The organism is Pseudomonas sp. NFACC08-1, from assembly GCF_900106735.1.
Lineage (GTDB): Bacteria > Pseudomonadota > Gammaproteobacteria > Pseudomonadales > Pseudomonadaceae > Aquipseudomonas > Aquipseudomonas fluorescens_Q.
This window is the reverse complement of the sequence record NZ_FNNL01000010.1, coordinates 1-23,417: the sequence shown is the minus strand read 5'-3', so window position 1 is coordinate 23,417 and position 23,417 is coordinate 1. Positions and strand designations below refer to the sequence as shown.

General features: G+C 56.7%; 15 protein-coding genes. 5 read left to right on the top strand and 10 right to left on the bottom strand.

Translation table 11 applies throughout. From position 1 onward, the window contains the following. Positions 1-3: 3 nt before the first annotated feature. Complete coding sequence (locus BLU76_RS20245) at positions 4-942, top strand: carbohydrate kinase family protein (RefSeq protein WP_092224066.1); 939 nt, start codon at positions 4-6, stop codon at positions 940-942. A 98-nt stretch (positions 943-1,040) separates the two neighbouring features. On the opposite strand, the gene BLU76_RS20240 is transcribed toward BLU76_RS20245, so the two are convergent. Then, entirely contained in the window at positions 1,041-1,322 is a 282-nt protein-coding gene (locus tag BLU76_RS20240) for a DUF1652 domain-containing protein (protein ID WP_063320921.1), read from the bottom strand. 31 nt (positions 1,323-1,353) lie between these two features. Here BLU76_RS20240 and BLU76_RS31710 point away from each other — a divergent pair, with 31 nt between their 5' ends. Next, positions 1,354-1,521 carry a hypothetical protein gene (locus tag BLU76_RS31710; RefSeq protein ID WP_218190248.1) on the top strand — a complete coding sequence of 56 codons (168 nt, stop codon included), beginning with the start codon at positions 1,354-1,356 and terminating at the stop codon, positions 1,519-1,521. Positions 1,522-1,707: 186 nt separating this feature from the next. Here the strand turns inward: BLU76_RS31710 and ilvA are convergent, their stop codons facing one another. The 3 genes from ilvA to BLU76_RS20225 all read right to left on the bottom strand — a co-directional run bounded on the left by ilvA (position 1,708) and on the right by BLU76_RS20225 (position 4,595). After that, complete coding sequence (ilvA, locus tag BLU76_RS20235) at positions 1,708-2,715, bottom strand: threonine ammonia-lyase, biosynthetic (RefSeq protein WP_092142893.1); 1,008 nt, start codon at positions 2,713-2,715, stop codon at positions 1,708-1,710. Positions 2,716-3,057: 342 nt separating this feature from the next. Continuing rightward, complete coding sequence (locus BLU76_RS20230) at positions 3,058-4,206, bottom strand: PQQ-dependent sugar dehydrogenase (RefSeq protein WP_092224064.1); 1,149 nt, start codon at positions 4,204-4,206, stop codon at positions 3,058-3,060. A gap of 47 nt (positions 4,207-4,253) precedes the next feature. Next, entirely contained in the window at positions 4,254-4,595 is a 342-nt protein-coding gene (locus BLU76_RS20225; protein WP_063320919.1) for a hypothetical protein, read from the bottom strand. Positions 4,596-4,794: 199 nt separating this feature from the next. On the opposite strand from BLU76_RS20225, the gene BLU76_RS20220 reads away from it, so the two are divergent. Together BLU76_RS20220 and ligD are read left to right on the top strand one after the other, a co-directional pair. Next, entirely contained in the window at positions 4,795-5,685 is an 891-nt protein-coding gene (locus BLU76_RS20220) for a non-homologous end joining protein Ku (protein WP_092224061.1), read from the top strand. A 32-nt stretch (positions 5,686-5,717) separates the two neighbouring features. Beyond that, positions 5,718-7,685 (top strand): DNA ligase D, encoded by a 1,968-nt coding sequence (gene ligD, locus BLU76_RS20215; RefSeq protein ID WP_092224059.1) that lies wholly within the window; start codon positions 5,718-5,720, stop codon positions 7,683-7,685. A gap of 15 nt (positions 7,686-7,700) precedes the next feature. Here the strand turns inward: ligD and lpxO are convergent, their stop codons facing one another. After that, positions 7,701-8,600 (bottom strand): lipid A hydroxylase LpxO, encoded by a 900-nt coding sequence (gene lpxO, locus BLU76_RS20210; protein ID WP_092224056.1) that lies wholly within the window; start codon positions 8,598-8,600, stop codon positions 7,701-7,703. Between the two features lie 404 nt (positions 8,601-9,004). Between lpxO and BLU76_RS20205 the strand changes: the two genes are divergently transcribed. After that, positions 9,005-10,594 (top strand): ABC-F family ATPase, encoded by a 1,590-nt coding sequence (locus BLU76_RS20205; protein ID WP_003181279.1) that lies wholly within the window; start codon positions 9,005-9,007, stop codon positions 10,592-10,594. A gap of 195 nt (positions 10,595-10,789) precedes the next feature. Here the strand turns inward: BLU76_RS20205 and BLU76_RS20200 are convergent, their stop codons facing one another. The 5 genes from BLU76_RS20200 to BLU76_RS20180 all read right to left on the bottom strand — a co-directional run. Continuing rightward, positions 10,790-15,496: an RHS repeat-associated core domain-containing protein gene (locus BLU76_RS20200; protein ID WP_092224054.1), complete on the bottom strand. Its 4,707-nt coding sequence runs from the start codon at positions 15,494-15,496 to the stop codon at positions 10,790-10,792. A gap of 121 nt (positions 15,497-15,617) precedes the next feature. Further along, positions 15,618-16,109, bottom strand: coding sequence for a hypothetical protein (locus BLU76_RS20195; RefSeq protein ID WP_092224051.1), 492 nt, complete (start codon positions 16,107-16,109; stop codon positions 15,618-15,620). 48 nt (positions 16,110-16,157) lie between these two features. Beyond that, complete coding sequence (locus BLU76_RS20190) at positions 16,158-19,067, bottom strand: hypothetical protein (RefSeq protein WP_092224049.1); 2,910 nt, start codon at positions 19,065-19,067, stop codon at positions 16,158-16,160. Between the two features lie 29 nt (positions 19,068-19,096). Further along, positions 19,097-21,379: a hypothetical protein gene (locus BLU76_RS20185; RefSeq protein WP_092224047.1), complete on the bottom strand. Its 2,283-nt coding sequence runs from the start codon at positions 21,377-21,379 to the stop codon at positions 19,097-19,099. A gap of 50 nt (positions 21,380-21,429) precedes the next feature. Continuing rightward, positions 21,430-23,417 (bottom strand): hypothetical protein (locus BLU76_RS20180; RefSeq protein ID WP_092224045.1); only part of this gene is annotated, 1,988 nt, incomplete at its 5' end.

The window sequence follows — 23,417 nt, the reverse complement described above, 5'->3', positions numbered from 1 at the left end:
ACTATGTATTTGGTGTGTGGTGAAGCGCTGTTTGATTTTTTCAGTGAGACCGAGGCGGATGGCCCGACCTCGCAAGTGAACTACAAGGCCATTGCCGGTGGTTCACCGTTCAACGTGGCCGTGGGGCTGCGTCGCCTGGGTATTGAATCGGCGCTGTTTACCGGGCTGTCCACCGACTACCTGGGTCGACGCTTGCAGCAGGTGCTGCTCAATGAAGGTGTCAGCGCCCAATACCTGGTGGACTTCGACGCACCGACCACCCTGGCAATGGTTGCCGTAGGCGCCAATGGTTCGCCCCACTACAGTTTTCGCGGCGAAGGCTGTGCGGACCGACAATTGAGCCTGGCGCATCTACCGGACCTGGGCCCCGAGGTGCGCGGCTTGCATTTCGGCTCGTTCTCGCTGGTGGTCCAGCCCATCGCCGATACGCTCCTGGCCCTGATGCAACGCGAAAGCGGCCGCCGCCTGATCAGCCTCGACCCGAATGTGCGACTCAACCCGCAGCCGGATATCGAGCTGTGGCGCTCACGGATTGCAACGCTGGTGCAATATGCCGACCTGATCAAGGTCAGTGACGAAGACCTGGACCTGCTCTACCCCGGCAAGAAGCCCGAGGCGATCATCGAAGGTTGGCTGGGGAACCGCTGCCAATTGGTCTTCCTGACCCGTGGCGGCCAGGGCGCTACGGTCTTCAGTCGCCAATATGGCTCATGGTCGCTGCCGTCCTGTCCGGTGAAGATCGCCGACACCGTGGGTGCAGGCGACACCTTCCAGGCCGCGCTGATTGCGTGGTTGACTGAACAACAATTGGATTCGATTGAGGGGTTGCATACCCTGACCCGGGAACAGATCAGCGCAATGCTTGAATTCGCCATTCGCGCCGCCGCCCTGACTTGCGGCAAAACCGGGCCAGACCTGCCCTACAGGCACCAATTGAACTGAATGGCGCATCGCAGCTAAAAAAACAGCTGAAAAAAACTGGACGCCGGGTTCGGACATGACCGGACCCGAGCGTCAGGCTTACAAGGACAAGGCCGTTATCAGCGGCCAGTCATCCGCTGGTGTTGCTGATGAAAGTGATTGCCAGCGGCAGGGTTGTGGTCGAGCTCGGTACGCAGTTCCGCGATCAAGTCGTTGATGGCCCGACAACCGGTGAGTTTATTGGCATCGATGTCGGTTTTGAGCAATGCCACGCGATCGGTTGCATGATCGTCGTAAATCTTGACCGTCATCTTGAGCTCAGGTGACAAGGTGCATTGCGAGCGCTTGGGCAGCAAGCTGCTTTCAATGATGTTTCGCATTTCGAGGGCAGATAGAAACATGGCGACTCTCTCCTGTTGAGGCGGCCAACTTATGTTCACGCCGGCGGTATTTTCGTCCGTTTTCTTCCCTGCGGACTGGGACTACGAATACCGTGCCGTTCGTTCGTTCTTTTTAGCGTTTTCAGTCAACGAGTTCGCCAGGCGAACTCTTGAATCATCCCGCAAGAAGCATGCCTGTATCGAAGACCTTGCGGATTGATCTGAATCAAGCGCTTAGCTTCGTCCCGCGCCGGAGAGCTCGTGCAAAATGCAAGGAAACGCTACTTTTTCCATGCAAACTGCAATCGCTTTTATCCTGTTCGCAACTTAGAGTAGCCCCTAATACGAAGACGCAAGTGGGCATCCGTCGCCTGCTTCAAAAAAAGTGTGACGTAGCGTAAAAAACTCAAAATGCGCCCACCGCCGCCCGCTCGGCCACGTGGCGCAAGCTGTCGAAATTGATATTGGCACCGGAATCGATCGCCACCAGCGTCTGGCCTCGCGCCCCCGTGTCGGCTACGTACTGCTTGATGCCTGCCACCGCCAGTGCGCCCGACGGTTCAGTGATGGAGCGGGTATCGTCATAGATGTCCTTGATCGCGGCGCACAGTTGATCGTTGCTCACGGTCATCACCTCATCGACACAGAAACGGCAGATATCGAGGCCATGGGCGCCGATCTGCGCCACGGCCACGCCATCGGCGAAGGTTCCCACCTCGGGCAAGGTCACTCGCTCACCGGCTGCCAGCGCCGCCTGGAGACAGGCCGAGTGCTGCGACTCGACGCCGATGATGCGTACTTCCGGGCGCAGGTACTTGACGTAGGCTGCGATCCCGGCGATCAGCCCACCGCCACCGACCGGGACAAAAATCGCATCCAACTGGCCGGGGTGCTGGCGCAGGATTTCCATGGCGACGGTGCCCTGCCCGGCGATCACGTCCGGGTCATCGAAAGGCGAGACGAACTCCCGTCCGCTCTGCTCGGCCAGGTCCAGCGCGTGCGCCAGGGCAAACGGAAAGCTTTCCCCGTGCAGAATCGCTTCGGCGCCTCGGTTGCGCACGCCCAGCACCTTCAATTGTGGAGTGGTCACAGGCATGACGATGCTGGCCGAAATACCCAACTCCCGAGCCGCCAGCGCGACACCCTGGGCATGATTGCCGGCGGACGCGGTGATGACGCCACGGGCGCGCTGCTCCGGGGTCAGTTGCACGAGTTTGTTGTAGGCGCCGCGGATCTTGAAGGAAAAGGTCGGTTGCAGGTCTTCGCGCTTGAGCAGGATCCGGTTACCCAAGGCCTCGGACAATGCGGGAGCCGCTTGCAGCGGCGTGCGCACCGCCAGCTCATAGACCGGCGCGGCGAGAATCTTCTTAACATAGTGCTCGAGCAGGGTTTGCTCGGTGCGGGTAACGGTCATGGCGATCTCCTGGTTCAGGCGGAGCCCAGGAGACAGAAAGAAAAAACCCGCCTCCAGGGCGGGTTGGGTGCAGCCGACAGCTAACCCGCCAAATAAGGAATGGCGGTAATAATGCTTGGCTGGCTGCGCAGTACGAGTGAGTTCATGCCTGGAAATTAGCGGTGCGTTGGCGGCAAGTCAATGGGCAATATCAAGTGCCAGCCGATATTCGCTGCATTGACCTCAAGTGAACAACATTCCCTGCGGGAGCGAGCTTGCTCGCGATTGCGGAGTATCAGTCGGCATCAATGCCAGCTGACCCATAGCAATCGCGAGCGAGCTCGTTCCCACGGTTTTCTCCAACTATTTGAGGCCGACTTTGTACAACGCCCCGTCGTCCTCATCCGTCAACACATAGAGATACCCATCCGGGCCCTGGCGAACATCACGGATTCGCGCCTTGAGCTCACCCAACAGGCGCTCTTCATGGACGATCTTGTCGTCTTGCAATTGCAGGCGGATCAGTTCCCCCGGCACCAAGGCGCCGATGAACACATTGTGTTGCCAGGCCTTGAAGCGCCCATGGTCGTAGAACGCCATGCCACTGAGCCCCGGCGACACCTGCCAGACGTGGTGAGGGCCAAGGCCACCCTCGACGGTCTTGCCCTGGGCTTCGGGGATCGGAGCGCCGGAGTAGTTGATGCCATGGGTCGCCAATGGCCAGCCGTAGTTCTTGCCGCGCTCGATGATGTTCATCTCATCACCGCCCTTGGGCCCGTGTTCGTTCTCCCACAACGTACCATTCCAAGGGTTCAGGGCCGCCCCCTGGGGGTTGCGCATGCCGTAGGACCATATCTCGGGACGGACGTTTTTCTGGCCGACGAAGGGGTTGTCGTCGGGCACCTTACCGTCGGGGTAGATGCGCACGATCTTGCCTTGCAGCTTGTCCAGATCCTGGGCGGTGGGCCGCTCGTTGTTTTCCCCCAAGGTAATGAACAGATAACCGTCGCGGTCGAAGACCAGGCGCGAGCCAAAGTGGTTGCCCGTGGACAACTTGGGCTGCTGACGGAAGATCACGTCGAAATTCTTCAGGCTCTTGAGATCTTCGGACAGTTGCCCGCGCCCCACGGCGGTGCCGGCCTTGCCATCTGCGCCCGCCTCGGCATAAGACAGGTAGACGGTACGATCCTGCTTGAAATCGGGCGACAGCACCACGTCCAGCAGACCGCCCTGGCCCTTGGCCCACACTTCAGGCACGCCACTCAAGGGGGCGGACAATTGGCCATCGGCGCTGACCACGCGCAGGTTACCCGGTCGCTCCGTCACCAGCATGCCCTGCTGGCCAGGCAAGAATGCGACAGACCAAGGGTGCTCCAGCCCCTTGACCACGGTGGTCACTTCCAGCGTGCCCTCCTCGCTCTTGAATGACTGGGTTGGCGCGGCATTGGCCGGGGTGGCAAGGGCCAGGACAGCGCTGGCGCAGAATGCGGCCAGGAGTGTTTTACGCAACATGCACATTTCCTTCTGCGGTGTTGAAAGAGAACAACGGGCGCCAGCGCCTAGCGGTTGCCATTCTGGCTGTTGCGCGGTGGCGCAGGAGACTCGATGGTCGGTCGCGGCGAACCCGACGGCGGGCCGGAACGCGGGTAGCCATTGCCGATGCCGCCGTTTTCCAGGGTCGGTGGCCGTGGTACCGGCACTGTCGGGTTGTTATGTATCGTCGGCACGTTGGGCCGGGTGCCCTGCATGCTGTTGGGATTGGCCCGGCGCGTCGGGCTGTTATAGGGATTGTTGTTGCCCGGCAGGTTTTGGGCCAGGACCGTTGCGCCTGCGCTGGGCGTGGCGGCCTGAGCAGCGGCAGTCAGTAATAGCGTCATGATGACGAGCATCAGCCTGTTCATTGGGACACCTCTGGGGTTCAGGCATATCGAAAGCACGCTACGCCGCAGGTTCGCCCTTGTTAAGCGAAATATCCCGGTGAAGATGTAACGAAGCGTCTCCGAAGACAGATGGGAGCAAGCTTGCTCGCCCCACAATGGAAACTTTTCCCAAAGCGCGAAGGTCACCAGAAAGACATCCACCGGCAAGGACAACACCACCATGGCACGGGCAATCTGGAAAGGCGCAATCAGCTTCGGACTGGTCCACATTCCTGTCGCGCTGGTGTCGGCCACCTCGTCCCAGGGGGTGGATTTTGACTGGCTGGACAAACGCAGCATGGACCCGGTGGGCTACAAGCGGGTCAACAAGACCACGGGCAAGGAAGTGACCAAGGATGACATCGTCAAAGGCGTCCAGTACCAGAAAGGCCAGTACGTGCTGCTCAGCGAGGAGGAAATCCGTTCCGCTCACCCCAAGTCCACCCAGACCATCGATATCTTTGCCTTTGTCGACAGCGAGAAGATCCCGTTGCAAAACATCGACACACCCTACTTTCTCGCCCCCGACAAACGCGGTGGCAAAGTCTATGCCCTGCTGCGCGAAACCCTGGTCAAGACCCACAAGGTCGCCCTGGCCCATGTCGTGCTGCATACCCGCCAGCACCTGGCGGCGCTCATGCCCCTTGAATCGGCGCTGGTACTGGTGATGCTGCGCTGGCCTGCGGAGGTACGCGACCTCGATGTCCTCGAGTTGGGCGACGAAGTGACGAACCCAACCCTGGCCAAGGGCGAGCTGGAAATGGCCAAACGTCTCGTGGAAGACATGAGCGCCGACTGGGAACCGCAAGAATACCGGGACAGTTTCGAAGACAAAATCATGGAACTGGTGGAGAAAAAGGCCAACGAAGGCCGCCTCGAAGCGGTGGAAACCGACCCGGGCGAAGAACAACGCAAGACCGCCGATGTCATCGACCTTACCGAGTTGCTCAAGCGCAGCCTGGGCAGCAAGGGCAAGGCCACCGAAAAATCCGCCGGGAAGGCCCCTGCAAAACCTGCGAAAGCCCGCAAATCCGCTCCTGCCAAAAAAGCCACCAAGGCCTCCCGGGGGTAAACCCTGGCGTGCGCAATACAAGGGAATCTGTCATGGCCAACGCCGAGAGTGAATCTGCTCGTTTGTCCAACGCCAAGCCGGAGGTTACGACAGCCCGAAAGGCGCCTCAAAACCGCCTGCCCGAGCGCCTGTCGCCGCAATTGGCCACGCCCGTGGAAGAACCGCCCATCGGCGAATGGCGCTATGAAGTCCAATTCCACGGTTATCGACTGCTGACGCGCATCGAACAGGGCGAAGTCCGCTTGTTCAATCGCAATCACCAGGACTGGACCGAGCGGCTAAAGCTGCATGCCGACGCCCTGGCCGGGTTGAACCTGGGGGACAGTTGGCTCGACGGCGAACTGGTTCTGCTCGATGAGACCGGTCGCTCCGATTTCGCGGCCCTGCGCCAGGCCTTCGACATCAGCCGCACCGTCGACACGCTGTATTTCCTGTTCGATGCGCCGTTCCTCAATGGCGTCGACCTGCGCCAGGCTCCGGTGGAGGAACGCCGTGCGGCCCTGAAAAAAGCCCTTGGCAACAACACCAGCAAGCGCCTGCGCTTTTCCGAGTCGTTTTCGGCCAGCCCGCACGACATGTTCGAAAGCGCTATCGCGCTCGCATTGGACAGCGTGGTCGGCAAGCGCGTGGGCAGCCCATATAGGTCCCAGCGAAGCGCCGATTGGGTAAAACTCAAGTGCCGGTTGCGCCAAGCCTTCGTCATCGTCGGGTTCACTCGCCCCCAAGGCAGGCGCAGCGGTTTCGGCGCGCTGTTGCTGGCGGTCAACGGGCCGTCGGGGCTGGTGTACGCCGGTCGGGTCGGCACGGGATTCAGCCAGACGCAAATCCAACAATTACATGCGCAACTGTGCGCGCAGCAACGCGAGACTTCGCCACTGGCGTTGCCACTCAACGGTGTGCAGGGACGCGGCGTGCAATGGGTCGAGCCTGGCTTGACCTGCGAGGTAGAGTTCATTGAATGGACTGGCGACAACCAAGTGCGGCAGGCCATTTTCCTGGGTTTTTCGACCGAGACACCGGCCAACAAGGTTGTTCGTGAGCAGCCGCTGCCGATAAAATCCACGACAGCAAAAACCCAGCGTCGCAGCAAAACCCGCGCGGCCAAAGTCGACGGTGTGACGATCACCCACCCCGATCGGGTCATCGACAGTGTCAGCGGTGTGCAAAAGGCCGAGCTGGCGCAGTATTACCTGGACATCGCCCCGTGGATCCTGCCGCACCTCAAGCAGCGGCCGGTCGCGCTGTTGCGGGCACCGGACGGTATCGGCGAAGAGCAGTTCTTCCAAAAACACGCCGATCGCCTGGACATTCCCCATATCAAACAGCTGGATCCGCGACTGGACCCAGGCCATGCAGCGCTGATGGAAATCGATGACATCCACGCCCTGGTCAGCGCGGCGCAGATGGGCACGGTGGAATTGCACACCTGGACCGCGACCCACGATCGGATCGAGACACCCGACCTGTTTGTCCTGGACCTGGATCCGGACCCTTCGCTGCCCTGGAGCGCCATGATCGAGGCGACCCACATGACCTTGGCGGTGCTCGACGAGTTGGGTTTGCAAGCTTTTCTCAAGACCAGCGGTGGCAAAGGCATGCACGTGATCGTGCCCTTGGCGAGAAGTGAAGGCTGGGACACAACCAAGGCGTTCGCCAAGGCTATCTCGCAGTTCCTGACCCGGCAAATGCCAGAGCGCATCACGGCCACCATGGGACCGAAGAACCGCGTCGGAAAAATATTCGTCGACTACCTGCGCAACGCCCGCGGCGCCAGCACGGTGGCCGCCTACTCAGTGCGCGCCAGGCCAGGCCTGCCGGTCTCGGTGCCAATCGCCCGGGCCGAACTGCCGACCCTGCGCAACGCACAGCAATGGGACATCTATACCGCTCTGGAACGGGCCAAGGGCTTGGGCGCCGATCCTTGGGAAGGCTACCACCATCGTCAGCGGATCACCGCCAGGATGTGGGAACAGCTGGATGCGCAAAAGCCCGAGGCATGAAGGTAAATCCAGCGTTCAAATCCAGATAAAGATCACCAGCAGGCCGCCAAAGAACGCCCACTTCTGCAGGTAATACAGCGTGCGGTTACGTTTTTTCAGAGCCTTGCCCTGTAACCGTATCTTGTAGAGCCTGGAAAACGACCGGTTCAAGGCGCCCGTCCTGTCGCCCGCGTCGTTGGGCGCACCGGCTGCTGCCATCACGGTGCGGCTGAACCAGCGGTTGAACGCGCTAGCCCAGCGAAACTTCATGGGCCGCTCCACGTCGCAGAACAAGATGATGCGATTATGGTCGGTGGTGTTCTGGGCGTAATGAATGAACGTTTCGTCGAAGATCACCGCCTCGCCATCGCGCCAATGATAGGGCTCGCCATCGACATTGATGTAGCAGCCAGCATCGTTGGGCGTTTCCAGGCCCAGGTGATACCGATAGGAGCCGGCATAGGGGTCGCGGTGCCGGACCAGCTTCGAGCCCGGAGGCAACTCGGCGAACATTGCCGCCTTGATCGAACCGATGCTCTGTACCAGCTCGGTAGTACGGGGGCATAGCTTCATGGCCGAAGGATGGCTGTCGCCGTACCACTTCAGGTAGAAACGCTTCCAACCGGTCTTGAAGAACGAGTTGAAGCCCACATCGTCGTATTGATCGGAACGCTTGATCTCCCCCGCGTGCAGCAGGCCCAGGCCTTCGGCCCGGATCTCTTGCCAATGGGCCTGCAACGGGCTCAGGTCCGGGAACTGCGCCGGACTCAGGAACGGCCTGTTGGGCAGTTTCGAGCACAAGTAAAGCAGGCAATTGATCGGCGCGAGAAACGACGAATGATCGCTCAGTTGGCGTCCGAACTTATGCCGCACCCGACCGCGCAGATGAACGTAGCCAATGGAGAAGATGTAGAGTGCGACAATGATGAGCTTCACGAAAAACCGTCACAATGCTGGAGTGAACAGATCGTTTCCCCGGGGCCAGCCAAACGGCAAGGCAGTGGCACAGGGTGAAATGGCATTCTAGCCACAGTTTGTAAGCAAAAGTTATCCTTCAATTGTGAAAAACTGTCTTGCCCGGGCAATACCCTATCGTTTATGCGGCCAGACCAGTACAATCGCCGCCAACTATTACGCGCCCCCTTTGGTCGATACCGCAAACGCGGCTTCGACGCACGTCTACCGGGCCAGGCGCTCCGTATTGCTGCTGTCCTCTTATGCCGGATGGACCCTTGCGCTTGCGACCGCGACGCCTTTGCGCGGTCGGGACGTGCGCAAACAGGTACTGAACAGGTACTGCCGCACCCTTAGCTACTCTGAATGTTCCGCAGGATAAACCTTTGATCTCTACAGCTAACATCACGATGCAGTTCGGCGCCAAGCCACTGTTCGAAAACGTCTCTGTCAAATTCGGCGCGGGTAACCGCTACGGTCTGATTGGCGCCAACGGTTGCGGCAAGTCGACCTTCATGAAAATCCTCGGCGGCGACCTCGAGCCGTCCGGCGGCCAGGTCATGCTCGAGCCGAATGTGCGCCTGGGTAAACTGCGCCAGGACCAGTTCGCCTACGAAGAATTCACCGTGATCGACACCGTGATCATGGGTCACGAAGAGCTGTGGAAGGTCAAGGCCGAACGCGATCGCATTTATTCGCTGCCGGAAATGACCGAAGAAGACGGCATGGCCGTGGCCGAACTGGAAACCGAATTTGCCGAGATGGACGGCTACACCGCCGAATCCCGTGCCGGTGAACTGCTGTTGGGCCTGGGGATTGGCATCGAACAGCATTTCGGCCCGATGAGCGAAGTGTCGCCAGGCTGGAAGCTGCGTGTGTTGCTGGCCCAGGCGCTGTTCTCCGACCCGGAAGTGCTGCTGCTCGACGAACCGACCAACCACCTGGACATCAACACCATCCGCTGGCTGGAAAACGTGCTGACCCAGCGTTCGAGCCTGATGATCATCATCTCCCACGACCGTCACTTCCTGAACAGTGTCTGCACCCACATGGCGGACCTGGACTACGGCGAGCTGCGCCTGTTCCCGGGCAACTACGACGAGTACATGACCGTGGCGACCCAGTCCCGCGAGCAACTGTTATCGGACAACGCCAAGAAGAAAGCACAGATCTCCGAGCTGCAGTCGTTCGTCAGCCGTTTCTCGGCCAACGCCTCGAAAGCCAAGCAGGCCACCTCTCGCGCCAAGCAGATCGACAAGATCCAACTGGCCGAGGTCAAGCCATCGAGCCGCGTCAGCCCGTTCATTCGCTTCGAACAGACCAAGAAACTGCACCGTCAGGCGGTCATTGTCGAGCGCATGGCCAAAGGGTTTGACGGCAAGCCGCTGTTCAAGGACTTCAGTTTCACCGTCGAAGCCGGTGAACGCGTGGCGATCATTGGCCCGAACGGTATCGGCAAGACCACCTTGCTGCGCACCCTGGTCAATGAACTGGAACCCGACGCCGGTACCGTGAAATGGACCGACGCCGCGGAACTGGGCTACTACGCCCAGGACCATGCTCACGACTTCGAGGACGACGTCAACCTGTTCGACTGGATGGGCCAGTGGACCCAGGGCGGCGAACAACTGGTGCGTGGCACCCTGGGCCGCATGCTGTTTTCCAACGACGAGATCCTCAAGTCGGTCAAGGTCATTTCCGGTGGTGAGCAAGGCCGCATGCTGTTCGGCAAGCTGATCCTGCAAAAGCCCAACGTGCTGGTGATGGACGAACCGACCAACCACTTGGACATGGAATCCATCGAGGCACTGAACCTGGCGCTGGAAAACTACCCGGGCACGCTGATCTTCGTCAGCCATGACCGGGAGTTCGTATCGTCCCTGGCCACCCGCATCATCGAGCTGAGCGCCGATGGCGTGGTCGACTTCAGCGGCACCTATGACGACTACCTGCGTAGCCAGGGTGTGGTGTTCTAAGGGCAGCTGCGAGTTGCAAGCATCAAGCGGCAAGTAAAAAGCCCTGTCCACTGTGACAGGGCTTTTTGTATTTCAAGGCGCATATCCCGTGATGCCGTTCATGCAAGAAAAATGAGGAAATCCGACAAACACGTGCGCCATGAACACGCTGGGCTTTAACAGCACAGTGAAGGAATGGCGTTGCGCGGGTTAGGCTTATGGAGCTGTGCTTCTAATACCATTCATTCTTATTGTCGCCCCTCTCAGTAGCTCGTCAAAATCCAGCTCAGTATACTTAGGTAGCATGCCTGATTTTGCTGTCGCGGCAGAATAACTCGGCGGATTAGAAGGAAGGGGAGCAGTAGCAGCGTATGGATCGCCAACCCTTCCCGACGCTGAGGATGCAGAAAGCCGGGGAGCAGTAGGAGCGTATGGATCGCCAGCCGATGCAGAAAGCGGGGGAGCAGTAGCACCAGCGAATGGATCGTTAGTCGGTCTCGGCACATTGCCTGTAGGGCGAGAAGCAGTTCCAGTGCGAGACCGTGGATGCGCAACGGGCATTCTATTCGGCGCTGGGGTCATCCTAAATGCCGCCACGCCTAAACCAATCGACGCCACCCCCGCTACCGAAGCAATGGCGATAAACACAATGCGAGCCGTGTTGTCGTCGGTGAGAGCCGCACCAACACTTGTGGAGGCAGCTATAACGCCTAAAAGCAAGGCGCCCAACGCCGCGTTAACAACGAAGTGCCCCGTAGGGTCTACCTCATCGAGCGGCCTCTGGCTGTATGCATACCCATTGAGCCCCCCCTTGCCGAATGGACTCCAGCTGTCCGGGCTATTGAATCGCATGAGCACCGGGTTATACACCCGGTAACCCTTTCCCAGCATATATCCTCCGGTCTGAGCCTCCCTCAGTTCACCATTGAAACCCAGTTCGGTACTGATAGGTTGTTCGGCGCTACGATGGCCATAAGGGCTGTAAGCAAGAGAATGGGTTGAGTCGGAGCTGACTTCATTCATTACACTGTTGGTGAAATTACCGGCCAGTAACAGCGTGTTGTCGCCCTGACGCTCTGCCAATAAATGGTCATCGCCGCGCATGAAGGTACTGCTCCGCTCCCCGTCCACAAGGTTGGTGATGTGATCGCCCTTGTAAAAATGTTGCTGGGAACCGCCACCGTCATCGTTATTGGATAACCGGTCCAGTGGATCATACTGGAAGTTACCCGTTTTACCCGATCCGGACTCACTCACACTGAGCAGCCGATTAAGCGCGTCATATTCCAGGACTCGGCCTTGCTCGTCTTGAATCAGGTTACCGTTGGCATCATAGGAAAGCACCAGCTCGTCTGGATGCCCCGCATCCCCTGAGTTGGTGACTCGACTCAGTTGGGCAGGGTCTTGCGGATTTTCATAATGATATTCGGCCATGTTGTTTTTTCCATCGACCGTCTCTGTGATAACGATGATCAGATTATCCATCGCATCGAAGATAAAGGTTTGCCCCGAGAGCCTGTTGCCATACGGATCAATTGGCGGTTGGCTGCCCGCACAGGTATACGTCTCCAGGCGTCCACGAAGATCATAGGCATAGGTTTCGTCACGCAGCGTCTGGGGGCCTTCGGTCAAGGTGCGTCGCACGAGACAGTCAAACTCGTCGTATACCTGATCCAATACCTGGATAACACCATCAAGGTCGAACGTACGCTTTGTTTCACGATGAAACTCATCGTATTCAAGGCTGATACCAAGGGTTCTCGCCGGTGCGCCGTCGACGATGTCCTGCGTGGTGATGGTAGCGACACGCCCCAAGGCGTCGTAAGTGAAGGCCGACGAAGTCGTCCCCAAGGATGTACGCTCCAATCGACCTTTAGGGTCATATTCATACTGCTGTATTTGATCGAGCACATCGGTATAGCTGAGCAAACGACTGCGAAAACTATACTCGTAGGCCATCGCGAAAGTTTGCCCATCCGCTTCAACGGTTTCGCTCTTGGGCTCGCCAAAACTGAAATAAGTACGTGCCAGTGTCCGCCCGCCCACGCTGGCCTTCATCAATCGCGCGTTGGCCGGGTCATACTCGTAGTTACAGATGTCCCCACCTGAAAGTTGGCGACGCAGAGGTTCGTCACTCAACTGTGGCATGTACTGGTATTCGACCGTTTGACCACTGGCGGGGGTCACGGTCTTAGGTCGGGTCTGCTGCGGATCGTATTCATAGCGTTGCAAACGCCCTCCGGTGACCGACTCGGTCATGCGGCCCAGCCCGTCGAACGTTTGCGTTCCCAGTTCCTGTCCATCCACGCTGATGCGTGTAGGCCAATCTTCAGCGCTGTGCTCGGCATATTCGCGCACAATCCTGGCACCTTGAGGCAAGATGGTTTGCGTCATACGGTCGAAAGCATCATAGCTGTACTCGGTAACGCGCAACGGAGTCCTGAGGCCCAACTCTTCCTTCACCGACCGTCCCAACCCGTCATAACTATACTTTTGCCGACTGATTACGCTTTCATCCAAGGCCAGACGCTCTGTCTGGACAGGCTTTTCAAACAGGTTGAGACGCGTTTCAGTGATCCCGCTGAAGTGGACCTTCGTCAAATCCTGCTCCCAGCTTCGTTCAATCGGGCCTGACCAGTTTCGATCGCCAATCGGGTTGACTTGCTTATAGCGCTCCACGCCGTCCGGGCCGATCTCGCAGAAGGGCTGATTCCAGTCGTCGAACAGAAACCGTGTCTTGAAGGCTTTCTCCTGCGCTCCCCACCAATCGTATTCGGTCTGCTCGATCAGGTTCCCGAAAACATCGTACTGGGCGGCATAGGTCTGGCGCATTGCCGGTTGGCTGCTGTCGGCATCGTTGCGCTCTTCGTAAACCGCCCTGTTAAGCCCATCGAATGCCGTCACGGTCTTCACGCCCTTGACGTCGAACAACCATTGCTCGGCCCGTTGCCCAATGCTGGCGGAGAGATAATATTCATAATTGCGCGTTGCCTTGTAGCGTGGGTCGTTCGGTGCCACGGTTTCACTGGTGACCCGATTCAGCACATCGTAAGTGCGGCGTATCTCTACGTCATTGTCGTCGCGCTCAAGCAGCGACTCGCCGTTGAGTAGCGAGCTTTCCAATGTAATGATTTTGTGCACCTGATCGAAGTCTGTCGTCAGCGTTTCCACTGTTTGCAGAACCGTCTCGTCGGCCAGGGTGCCCATCGTCACCCCGTACGTGTAGGCGGTTTTCGTTGCTTTTTCATTCAAGGCAACCGACTGGTGCTTCAGGCGTCCATGCACCACATGCGCCTGCGCGTCGTCCTTGTCGTGGTAGTACTCATAGGCCGTGCTACGTAATTCCATGACGGCGCCGGGAGCCGTTCGCGTGAGCGTTTCACGTTCGAGCGCCAGCCACGACGAACGTCCGCTGCCGTCCAGCGATGGATACAGCTCGTAGCGATAATCGGTCCGCAGGGTCGGCGCACCGGCCACATAGCCAGGAGCGGGCGTCTGGGTTTGACTTTTGAGATTGCGCACGAAGCCATCGGGGTCTTTCGGGCAGCCATCTTCTCCGTCCTTATCGTAGTAAAAACTGGTTTCGACAACACCTGTGGGATGGGTCTGGACCAACAGATTGCCGTAGCTGTCATAGGTGCTGCTGGACTTTTCGCTACGTAATTGGCTACCCAACCGCCAGCGGTTGGTGACTTCGTGAGGGAGTTGAAACCAGTCTGGTTGGCCATCGAACCCACCGGGGATCTGACCATACACAGTCTCGACCTCCTGCTGTGCCGTGTTGCGCGTCGTGGTCTCCAGGGTGAGCAAGTGAAACTGGTTGAAGGTACGTTTGATACGCTGGACCTCCACCCCGCCATCCATCAGATGCTCGGTGCAACCGTAGGCGTAATGGCTGCCAGTGAACTGATAGAGGTTATCCAACCCGTCATCGTTCCAACTCAGCACCAGATTGCGACCCAGGAAATTATTGGTCTCCAGGTAGGTCGAACCGTCGGTGAAACTGTAATGCGTTTCTACCATGGGCTGTCCGCTGCCAGGGAACACCCGGTGTTCTTTCACCCGGGGTATGGGCTGACGACCACTGCCGGTGGGAAACTCATGGCCCTGCGCGTCATAGACCACTTCTTCCCGCCCGCCCAGTGGCGTTTCCACCGACACGATGCAGGTGTATTCGCCCACTGGCCTGTAATTCAGACGCCAGGCAACGTTGCGACCCGCTTCGCTCGGCAAAGTAATGACTTTGACGTACTTCTCGGTGCCGGAATCCAGCGTCATCGAATAGCGCGCCAACGGCGTGCCATTGGCGCCGGCAGTGGGGTGCAGGTCCAGGATGACGCTGCCCTCCTGACGGTCTACCTTCAGCAAATCGCCGCGCTCATCACTGATGCTCGCAAGCCGGAAATCATGGGCACCGAAGGGCAAGTGCCCCAGCGTCACCGCATGACCTTCCGGCGCGATCATCCGGACAGGCAAGGCAACCGCATCGTCTCCCCGGCCATGGACCCTGAGTTCTTCGACCAGACCGGACTTATGCACCAGTCGGTAGAGTTGATCGTCGTCTTTATCACGGTAAAAACGGAAGGTGTTGAGCTTTTTCTCTTTCATCAGAAGCTCGACCAGAAGCCCTTCCTCCCGTTGCGCCGTAACCTTGTAACGCTCGCCGCTGTTCAAGGTCAGGATTTGCCGCTGAACCCGATATTGCGATTGCTGCACGTTCCAGCCGGTGCCGTAACCGCTGTCATGACGGTTCATGGGATTGAAGCCCATGGCCAGGGACAGCAGCGGACCGTTCAAGAAGTTGGGTTTGAATTCGGGGAAGTTGATGGAAAAAGTGTATTGATTGGTTCGAGGATCAACCCCGCCCGCTATGTAACTCATGAAATTGAAAGCGTTGGAATGTACCGCCGTGGAGTCGGTCATGATTGCCACCTCTGGAAAGAAACAAACTCAGAAAACCACGCGCCAATATTGAGTAACCTTGAGCTTCCCAACCGCTTGCTTTTAGATTTCACCGCCAAAAGTGAGCGCTAGGCAGGCATGATTAACTTGCAGGCGTACCTGGCCATATATAAAGACAGGACAGCTTCCCTTCGACATTCTCATTATTTTTGTTTTTTCCCTCTACAAACATCACTCCCGGCTTGAGAAGTTGCCCTGGTATCGCCGATGCCACTACACCCGGAAGTGAAATCAAGGATGTATTAGTGGGATCAATATAGGTCTTCACCATATAGTACCAGTCCCCCGTATAGCCCGGCCCCGTAACTCGGCAGTTCCTTTCCGAACCGAAGGCAATCCTCACGGCAGACTCCACATTGTCGAGGGTAAAAAAGCTGTACACATCATTATCGCAACCATGATATGCCATATCATAGTCCTTATATGCAGCGGGAATAGCAATAACGCATGTTTTACCAGGATCCTCTATACTCCCTTTTTGATATAGCTTAATACTTCCCTGAGCCAGAACGACAGTCATCGCCTGAACGGCAACAATCAGCAAGCCGGCGCCTATTTTCGTAAAAACGTTCATTGTCAGTCACCTGCAAAGGTTCGACCAATCATGGACGAAGGGGAAAGATCATAAAGCCGTATTATCCAGATAATTACGATGATAATAGGTTCCCTTGGGCTTGAATGAAATTCTCTGTTTGTGAAGATTGCCGTTCTTGTCTCGCAAGGCAACCTTCAAATCTTGATCCAACCGCGGACGCGGATAGGCGCGAGGCAAAATGTACGGAATGTTATCGTTTCGACACAGTAAAACAGCAAAGGTGAAGGGGTCATACCGAGTGGATTTGGCAACATCCAGAAGCTGGGGATCTTTTACAACATCAGGCATGAAATCATCGAAAGCCACCTTGTTTTTTAAATCATTATTTCCAGTAACATCTTCAAAGTAATAGCCCAGCCAACTAAACATAGTCTCCTCCAGCTTTTCGCTTTCCCAGCGAATGGAAGACACATTAATAAATTCCGGAACACCCGGTTCTAATTGATCAGGAAGTAGCCATTCGAGCATGATAAAGTCCTGCCCCCTGCACTTGAACGTCCACCAATCCTGGCTGTTAAGAATCATATCGAAGTCAGCGTTATCATTGCCAGGTTCGCCTCCGCTGCCACCGGCTATGCGCACCCGAGTGAGATCATATACAAACTCTGCAGGCTTCACGGACCTGACGGTGATTCTTTTACCGACGCCCTCTTCCCCCTCTTTCGCTGTATCGATCCACTGACCACCGCCATCGGCGCTGTCTTTCTGAAATCTGGCATGCAGCGTTGCGGTGGTATTGACGGGCGCAACGGAATGAAGATAGAAATCCTGCTCGACCAGAGAATCATTTGCTCGCAGAGCGTCGGCATTCGGTACTTGGCCGGGGTTAGATGGAATGGCCAGGTCGAAGTAAGGACTCAGGATTTTATGCACTTGTAAACTTTGTGACGCCCCCGGATCGACTCCCAGATCCTCCACCGGTATAAAAGGCAGCTCATTGTAATTTTTGTAGAGCAGGCGCATGCTTGCCAACTCCGTCAAACTCAGTTTGTAGTACTTGAGCTCTTCGTCTATTGGATCCCACACACCATTGGTCTGGGTGCTGACTTGAACATGAAGTTGCTGGTAACCGTTGGCCAGCACATTACCTTGCGTATCCAGCTCCGGCCCACCCACCACTTTGATCGTGAACAGGGCCAGGGGGACTTCCCAAGTCGGATCCGGGTCCTGCTGTTTTTCGCCAATCACGCTGTAACCCCGGAAAAACACCACGCCGTTACGTACGACTTCGCACAACACCACGCTTGTCTGCTCCACCCCTTGCGGTGGGGCGGTGTAAAGCCCTTCGTCCACGCTGCCGACACCACTGACCACTCGCCACCGCCGCGGCACCTGCGGCATCAGAGAAATATCGTGGTTCAATTGCACCGTATTGGCGGCGTTGAGACGCTCCACCACAGCCGGCTCGACGCTTAAAAACGACTGGGCATTGTCCAGCACCAGGGTAGATTGCGTTGTTTTGACGTCAGCACCGAGCGTCTCGCACAGCACCTTCTGAATCGAGAAGCTCTTGAGTTCAGCCTCGGCGCTGGCCACGAACCGCCACTGCGTGCCGGCAATCCTGGTCAGGCTGCCTTGTAGCGGCGCAAGCAGGCTGCATCGGGCTTCCTGCCCCATCGCGGTCGCGTTCAGTGTAACTTCGCCAGGTTCCTTCTTGAGCAAGTGGGTCACCAGTTTCGGCGCGATTTCCACCTTGCTGTAGTCCACCCTGAGCAAAGTCGAGGCGGTGTAGGTTTTGCCGTTGTTTTCATAGGTAGCCGTCACCAGCACACGCAACGAGTGGTAGCCAATACGTTGCGACGACACCGCCCTATACAAGCCATTGTCTATGGTGCCGTGCCCGTCCTCGGAGTGACTTTGCAGGCTGACGGCTTTCCACGTTTTGGCCGTCAGCGTCCTGCCTTCCCAATCGAGTAGCTGGAATTGCTGTCGCCCCCCGGCCTCGATGACTGGGAACGCGGGCTCCAGGCGTATGCTGGTCTGTGCGGGGCTGATGCGACCAAACGACACCACGTCATGAGGTGTGTGTTGCGAGACTTCTTCGTAGAAATTCAGTCCGGGGAAAGATAGATGCGCCGGTAACTCCACGTTGTTATTGCTGGCATACCTCAGCATGTCCCGGGATAACACCCACAAGGCGGTGTATTTGCGATCAGCACCAGGATTGGTGTCATCGGGCATCAAGTAAGGGAAGTCGGCACCGAGTTCTTGCCCCGGGCCACTGCCGGCCAGCAGTTCGATCAATGCGAGCACCACACCATCGCCTTCATTTGCCGCACCTCTGACCTTCGCTCCGGGTGCAGCCTGGGTCCGCAGGCGGAAACGCCTTGGGGCAAGCCCGTGGTAGCCCTTGAGGCCGATTCGTCCCAGCTGAAACACCGTCTGGTCCGACGACAATTTGTCAAACTGCTCTTTAAAATAGGCACCGAGGCGCTCTGCGTGCTCCCCGCCCAAGAGATCGCAGGTAAAGGTACTGGCCCCCTTCAAATCCATCGTGATACGGCCTTGCCGGTCGACTTCAGCCACCACCAAGAACAAGTTGACCTTCATCGTCAGGGTGAAACCCTGTTGTTCGGTGATGTAACCCGTGGACAATAGAGAGTCCGAAGCGCCCACTCGAGATTGCCACGTCTTGATTTCCCCGCCCACAATATTCATCGTCACCGTAGCGCTGGAGTCCGCTAAGGTCGCACTCTCGAAAGACACCTTCGGCGCACCGAGAACGATTGATTTAACCTCGACAGACTGACTCTCAGACGCGTTAATGACAGTGCGACCATTCAAATAGGGTAAGAAAGTGAACTCTTCATAACGCGTTACATATTGCTGTTCCAGAAGATAGTTAATGCGAAGGCGGTCGCATATAAATAATGCATCCCAACCCCGGGTAGTCAGTCTACCCTGCATAAGCGCAAGAACTTCATTCAACGTAGCCATGATAAATCCTCTTCCAATAAAAGGATGGATTACAAACTCAACGCTCGAATGACCGCACCTGAATCGGCTAACGGTAATGGCACGATGGTGTAACCTTCAAATAGACCAAGCACGGGTTCAACCCATTTTGCGCCAATGACGACGCAAGGTTGTGCACTGGGTCCGCCTTCACGATACAACCCCGTATCGCTATCGATTTCCCCGGGACCGTCAAAGGGGAGGAACCACTCTGCCTCGATGGGAAAGTGGTTAATCGTGGCGCGTAACTGAAGTTCACCTTCGGCGGAAGATTCAAGATCGGGCTTTATAACCATTATCGTGTTTTTATGTTGTGCCACCACATAACTTGACCATGTATTGCCGCTGTCTTCATCGGTCACGTTGATTTCATCGAAAACAAAGGCGGCCTCACCCGTGATCTCGTCAGCGGCAATATAGTCGTATCCACCGGTGGCAGGATTGGGGACCAAATCTCCACTTTCGCCCGGTACCCGATTCTTTATTTCCCACGTCAATGGTCCGCCACCGATGGAGCCCGCCAAAAACGAAATGCGATCCTGCGGGTTGCACACTTGAATAACGGGATTGACCACAAGACTTTCCCTGATCACCGTTACTACGACCACACTTCGCTCGTCACTGGCCTCATCATGGGCAATGACCAGTACCTGAAGAGGGGCTGCGCCCAGTGTATGGGCCGGCGGTGCCCGGTACTCCCCTTCAGGCGTCATCCTTCCAGGATCCAAAGCGCCCGGCGCCTCTATCGTGAAACTGACTCCGGGGGCGGCCGGCTCCACCTCGAACAAAACAATTTCCCCAGGCAATAACAGCGTTTTCGGCGCACGGATCGTGAACGAGGCGCTGGAGGAAAGAACCCGGCCAAAGTCGACATAATCCTGTGGGAGCGCCACGACTTCCGATTGCAACCGGTGGGCACCCGCCAGGTCTACATCCGCCAAAAACACTTGGGTACCGGTGGCCGTCAGGCATTCGGCGTACTGCTCGATCAACGCGGTTTTAACCGCATGCCCGATAAACGCCACGATCCGACCGCGCAGGAGTTGCGGTGTGTTATCCGGCAGGCCGCTGATGTACGTCACGTCCGGCGTCTGCGTGCGTGGCACAAATAACTCGGCACCCACTTCGTACGGAGCGAACTCATCGACCATCATCCGAAACACCTGCTCAAGGCTGAAGGTGAACGTCACCGTAAAAGAGGTCCATCCCCCCGTGCTGCCCTGGAGCCGATAACGCAGTGGCACATCGGCCCTGGTTTGCCAGTGCTGAACGGCCCGAGTCAGTTCAAATTCGGCCGTCAGTGGCTGAGCTCCTTGCACCAGCGAGATACCAAAAGAGTCACAGCCAAAGTCGTAAAGATTGTCCTTATAATCGCGAGCCGTAATGGTCAACTCGCCCGAGGTGGCTTTCATGCCTATCACATGTCCATCGTCTTCCATCAGTTCGAAGTGATTGCTGCCAAACATGCTCAACAGTGCCCCGCCGAACGCGGCCCGATTGATCAGCCTGGACGAGAACAGCGCGGTGCTGGCGTAGTCCTTATCGGCGTCATTGGCGATCAGGTATCGGTATTCGCTCGGTTTGTAGCCGGGCCTGCCCATCGCCATGGTTTGATAAAACAGCAACGCCCCTTCGCCCGCGACCTCCCCGCTCGATTGAGTGCCCACATCAATGGACTTGATACACAGGAAAGGATTTTCCTGATCCGGGAACCTGGCCAACGGAAATACGGAACGTTCATTGGCCAAGGCTTCAAATTGCGCCTTGAAGAACTTGCCGCCAGCGACCTGTTCCTCCGGCACCGGCGAACTCGTCAGCCTGAGTTCTTCTGCCAGCGTCAGGTCCAGCACGACCTGCGCATCGCGCCCGGCTGCTGGCTCTTGGAAAGTAACCGGTTGCTCGTCTGTGACCAACTTATAAGCATTAAGTGGGCTAAAGAGAAAAACCGACTGGATAAGCTGTTGATCAATTTTTTTTTGCGTGATCACTTCTTGACCGCCGCTCACTTGCAGGGATGAACCCACGGCATTCGATACATACGACGTTGATGGAAAGGAAATCTCGGGATAACTCAATGAGCACCCGATCAAGTGATGGGTAAGCGGAGTATCCGGCACCTCGTAACTTCCGGTGATGCCATTCAGGCTTATGCCCTGGCTCAATCGGAGTGCATGGTCCTTTTGTAGCGCCTGGTTCACCGAATGACCCGACAAGGCAAACAATGCATCCCACTCGCGCATCTGGCTGGTGCCCTGCATCCAGCCTAACAGTTCGGTTACCGAATAACTGGCCATCGCTACTTTCCTCACTTAATAAATGGGTTGCAAGCAAGTCGTTATACAGATCAATAAACCAGGCCTGTCCCGCCCTCAATCGCGGCAACACTCAGCGGCACATCGGGAATATCGAGCAAGGGCAGCGCGAGCAGTAAATGACCTTCAAGAACACCTATAACCACCGAGTCCCAGGACGCTCTGATGAACACGAAAGCCTGCGGGGCCATTTCGTCAACCTTATAGACGCCTGGGGTTTCGCTGTGCCATGAGCCGGGGCCGTTGAATTCAATACTCCACTCAACGTGTTCGGTAATATCCCTGTTATTGGCTATGGCTCTTAAAGCGACTTCTGTCAAACCTTTCAAGCTGCCAGGGGCTTGAATGGTTATCCCGGGATTTGTCTGTGTAACCACCATGTAAACCGACGCCGTATACCCTTTGTAAGTCGCCACGAGTTCATCCATCACATAGGTTTTCTCTTCGACGACTTCTTTATTTGAGACATAGGTGTAAACGCCATTATTGGATTCGATAGAACCGCTCTCCCCCGGAACCGGATTGTTGATGACCACCGTAGGCGCAGGGCTGTCCTCATCGTCCTTCAGATAGCCAAGCTTTAACGGTACACGCTCGTCTTTATCGCAAATCTGAATCAGTGGATTGATCGTCAAGCGCGAGCGGACTACCGTCACCAAGGCAGAACTGCTGAACTGGGTAACAGGGTCGGTTGCGGTGACCCGTACACGGGTGAAACGCCCCTGGACCTGGTGCACTGCCGGAGGTGTATAGACCCCTGTGTCTTCATCGATCGTACCTACGCCGACAGCGAGACGCCGCAAGTGCTCAACAGCCCATTTCAGGCCGGGTCTTTCAGGAAAAACCTCAAAAGCATAGTGCGGCGCGCCGGCGGCAATACGGGGTTCCGGCGTGGTGATGGCGAACGTTGTTTGAGCGGGATTGATGCGACCGAACAGGCCGACATCATAAGGAGACTGTAAATTGAGCATCTGAATGGTTTCGCCGTAGTTAAGCTCGAGATTTTCCGCAATAAATCCCATCACAGCGTGGCCCGTAGGGAACTGCTCTTTGATTGCACCCTCAATCATCCCCGACGCATCCATCGTCAACAACCGAAGTAAAACTTCAGCAGCCTGCACCATCGCCAGCCCTAGCAAAAAATACAGTATAAGCGATATACTCGTTGTTTGACCTTCCAGAATCAACTTACGCTTAACGGCATTTTCAAATCCGGAAAAATCATCGCCTGGCTCAGGGACTACATCGCTTTCAACATCAAATTTTATTCTTTTTAACGCGCCGCCGGCGGCATCATCAACCAATTGATAGGTCGCCGTGACGGTTAAGCCGTAACGCAAAGTATTGCCCGGATACAAATCTATGAGCGATTGAAGTGGATGATAATTAGTTTCTAAGACATTAATTTTAGCGTTAATAGTCCCGCTACACGGCCACTCGACGCTAATCTCTTGCCCCCGCAGCGCAACCTTCAGACTTCCACTGGCCGCCAGAAGAAATTCAGGATGAACAACCTCAAGATCCGCCCATATTGGCCCCCCCACCACGGGATTCATATCCAAACGATGATTAAATGTCCCACGAGGAACCGTAATACCCCCGCCTTTAGCTGTCGCAGTAACGTCTCCGCTATCATTATCAAAAACAAAATCAAAATCATCGCTATCAATCATTTCCCCCAGCGATCGTACCAACTCAGCAATAACTACTCGGCCTCGCCCTACCAATACAGTGGCAGAGTAATCTCTTCCGGCGTCATTCGGGATCAAGTAACGAAAACCACTGTTCGCACCAGGAAAGGCTCCCTCATGTCTACCCTCCATGCGCACAAAGGCAAGCATCGCTCCCTCGCCCTCCTGGGCACCCCGCTGCGTGCGCAAGCCGAAAGAACGCGGTTGCATCATGGGGTTGCTGCCCCGCTTAATCGTGCCCAAGGTCCAGACACGCTGTTTCTCATCCAGTCGATTAAACAAGGCCTTGAAAACTCTGCCGGCCAGCTCTTGTTCGGTCTGGGTTTCGG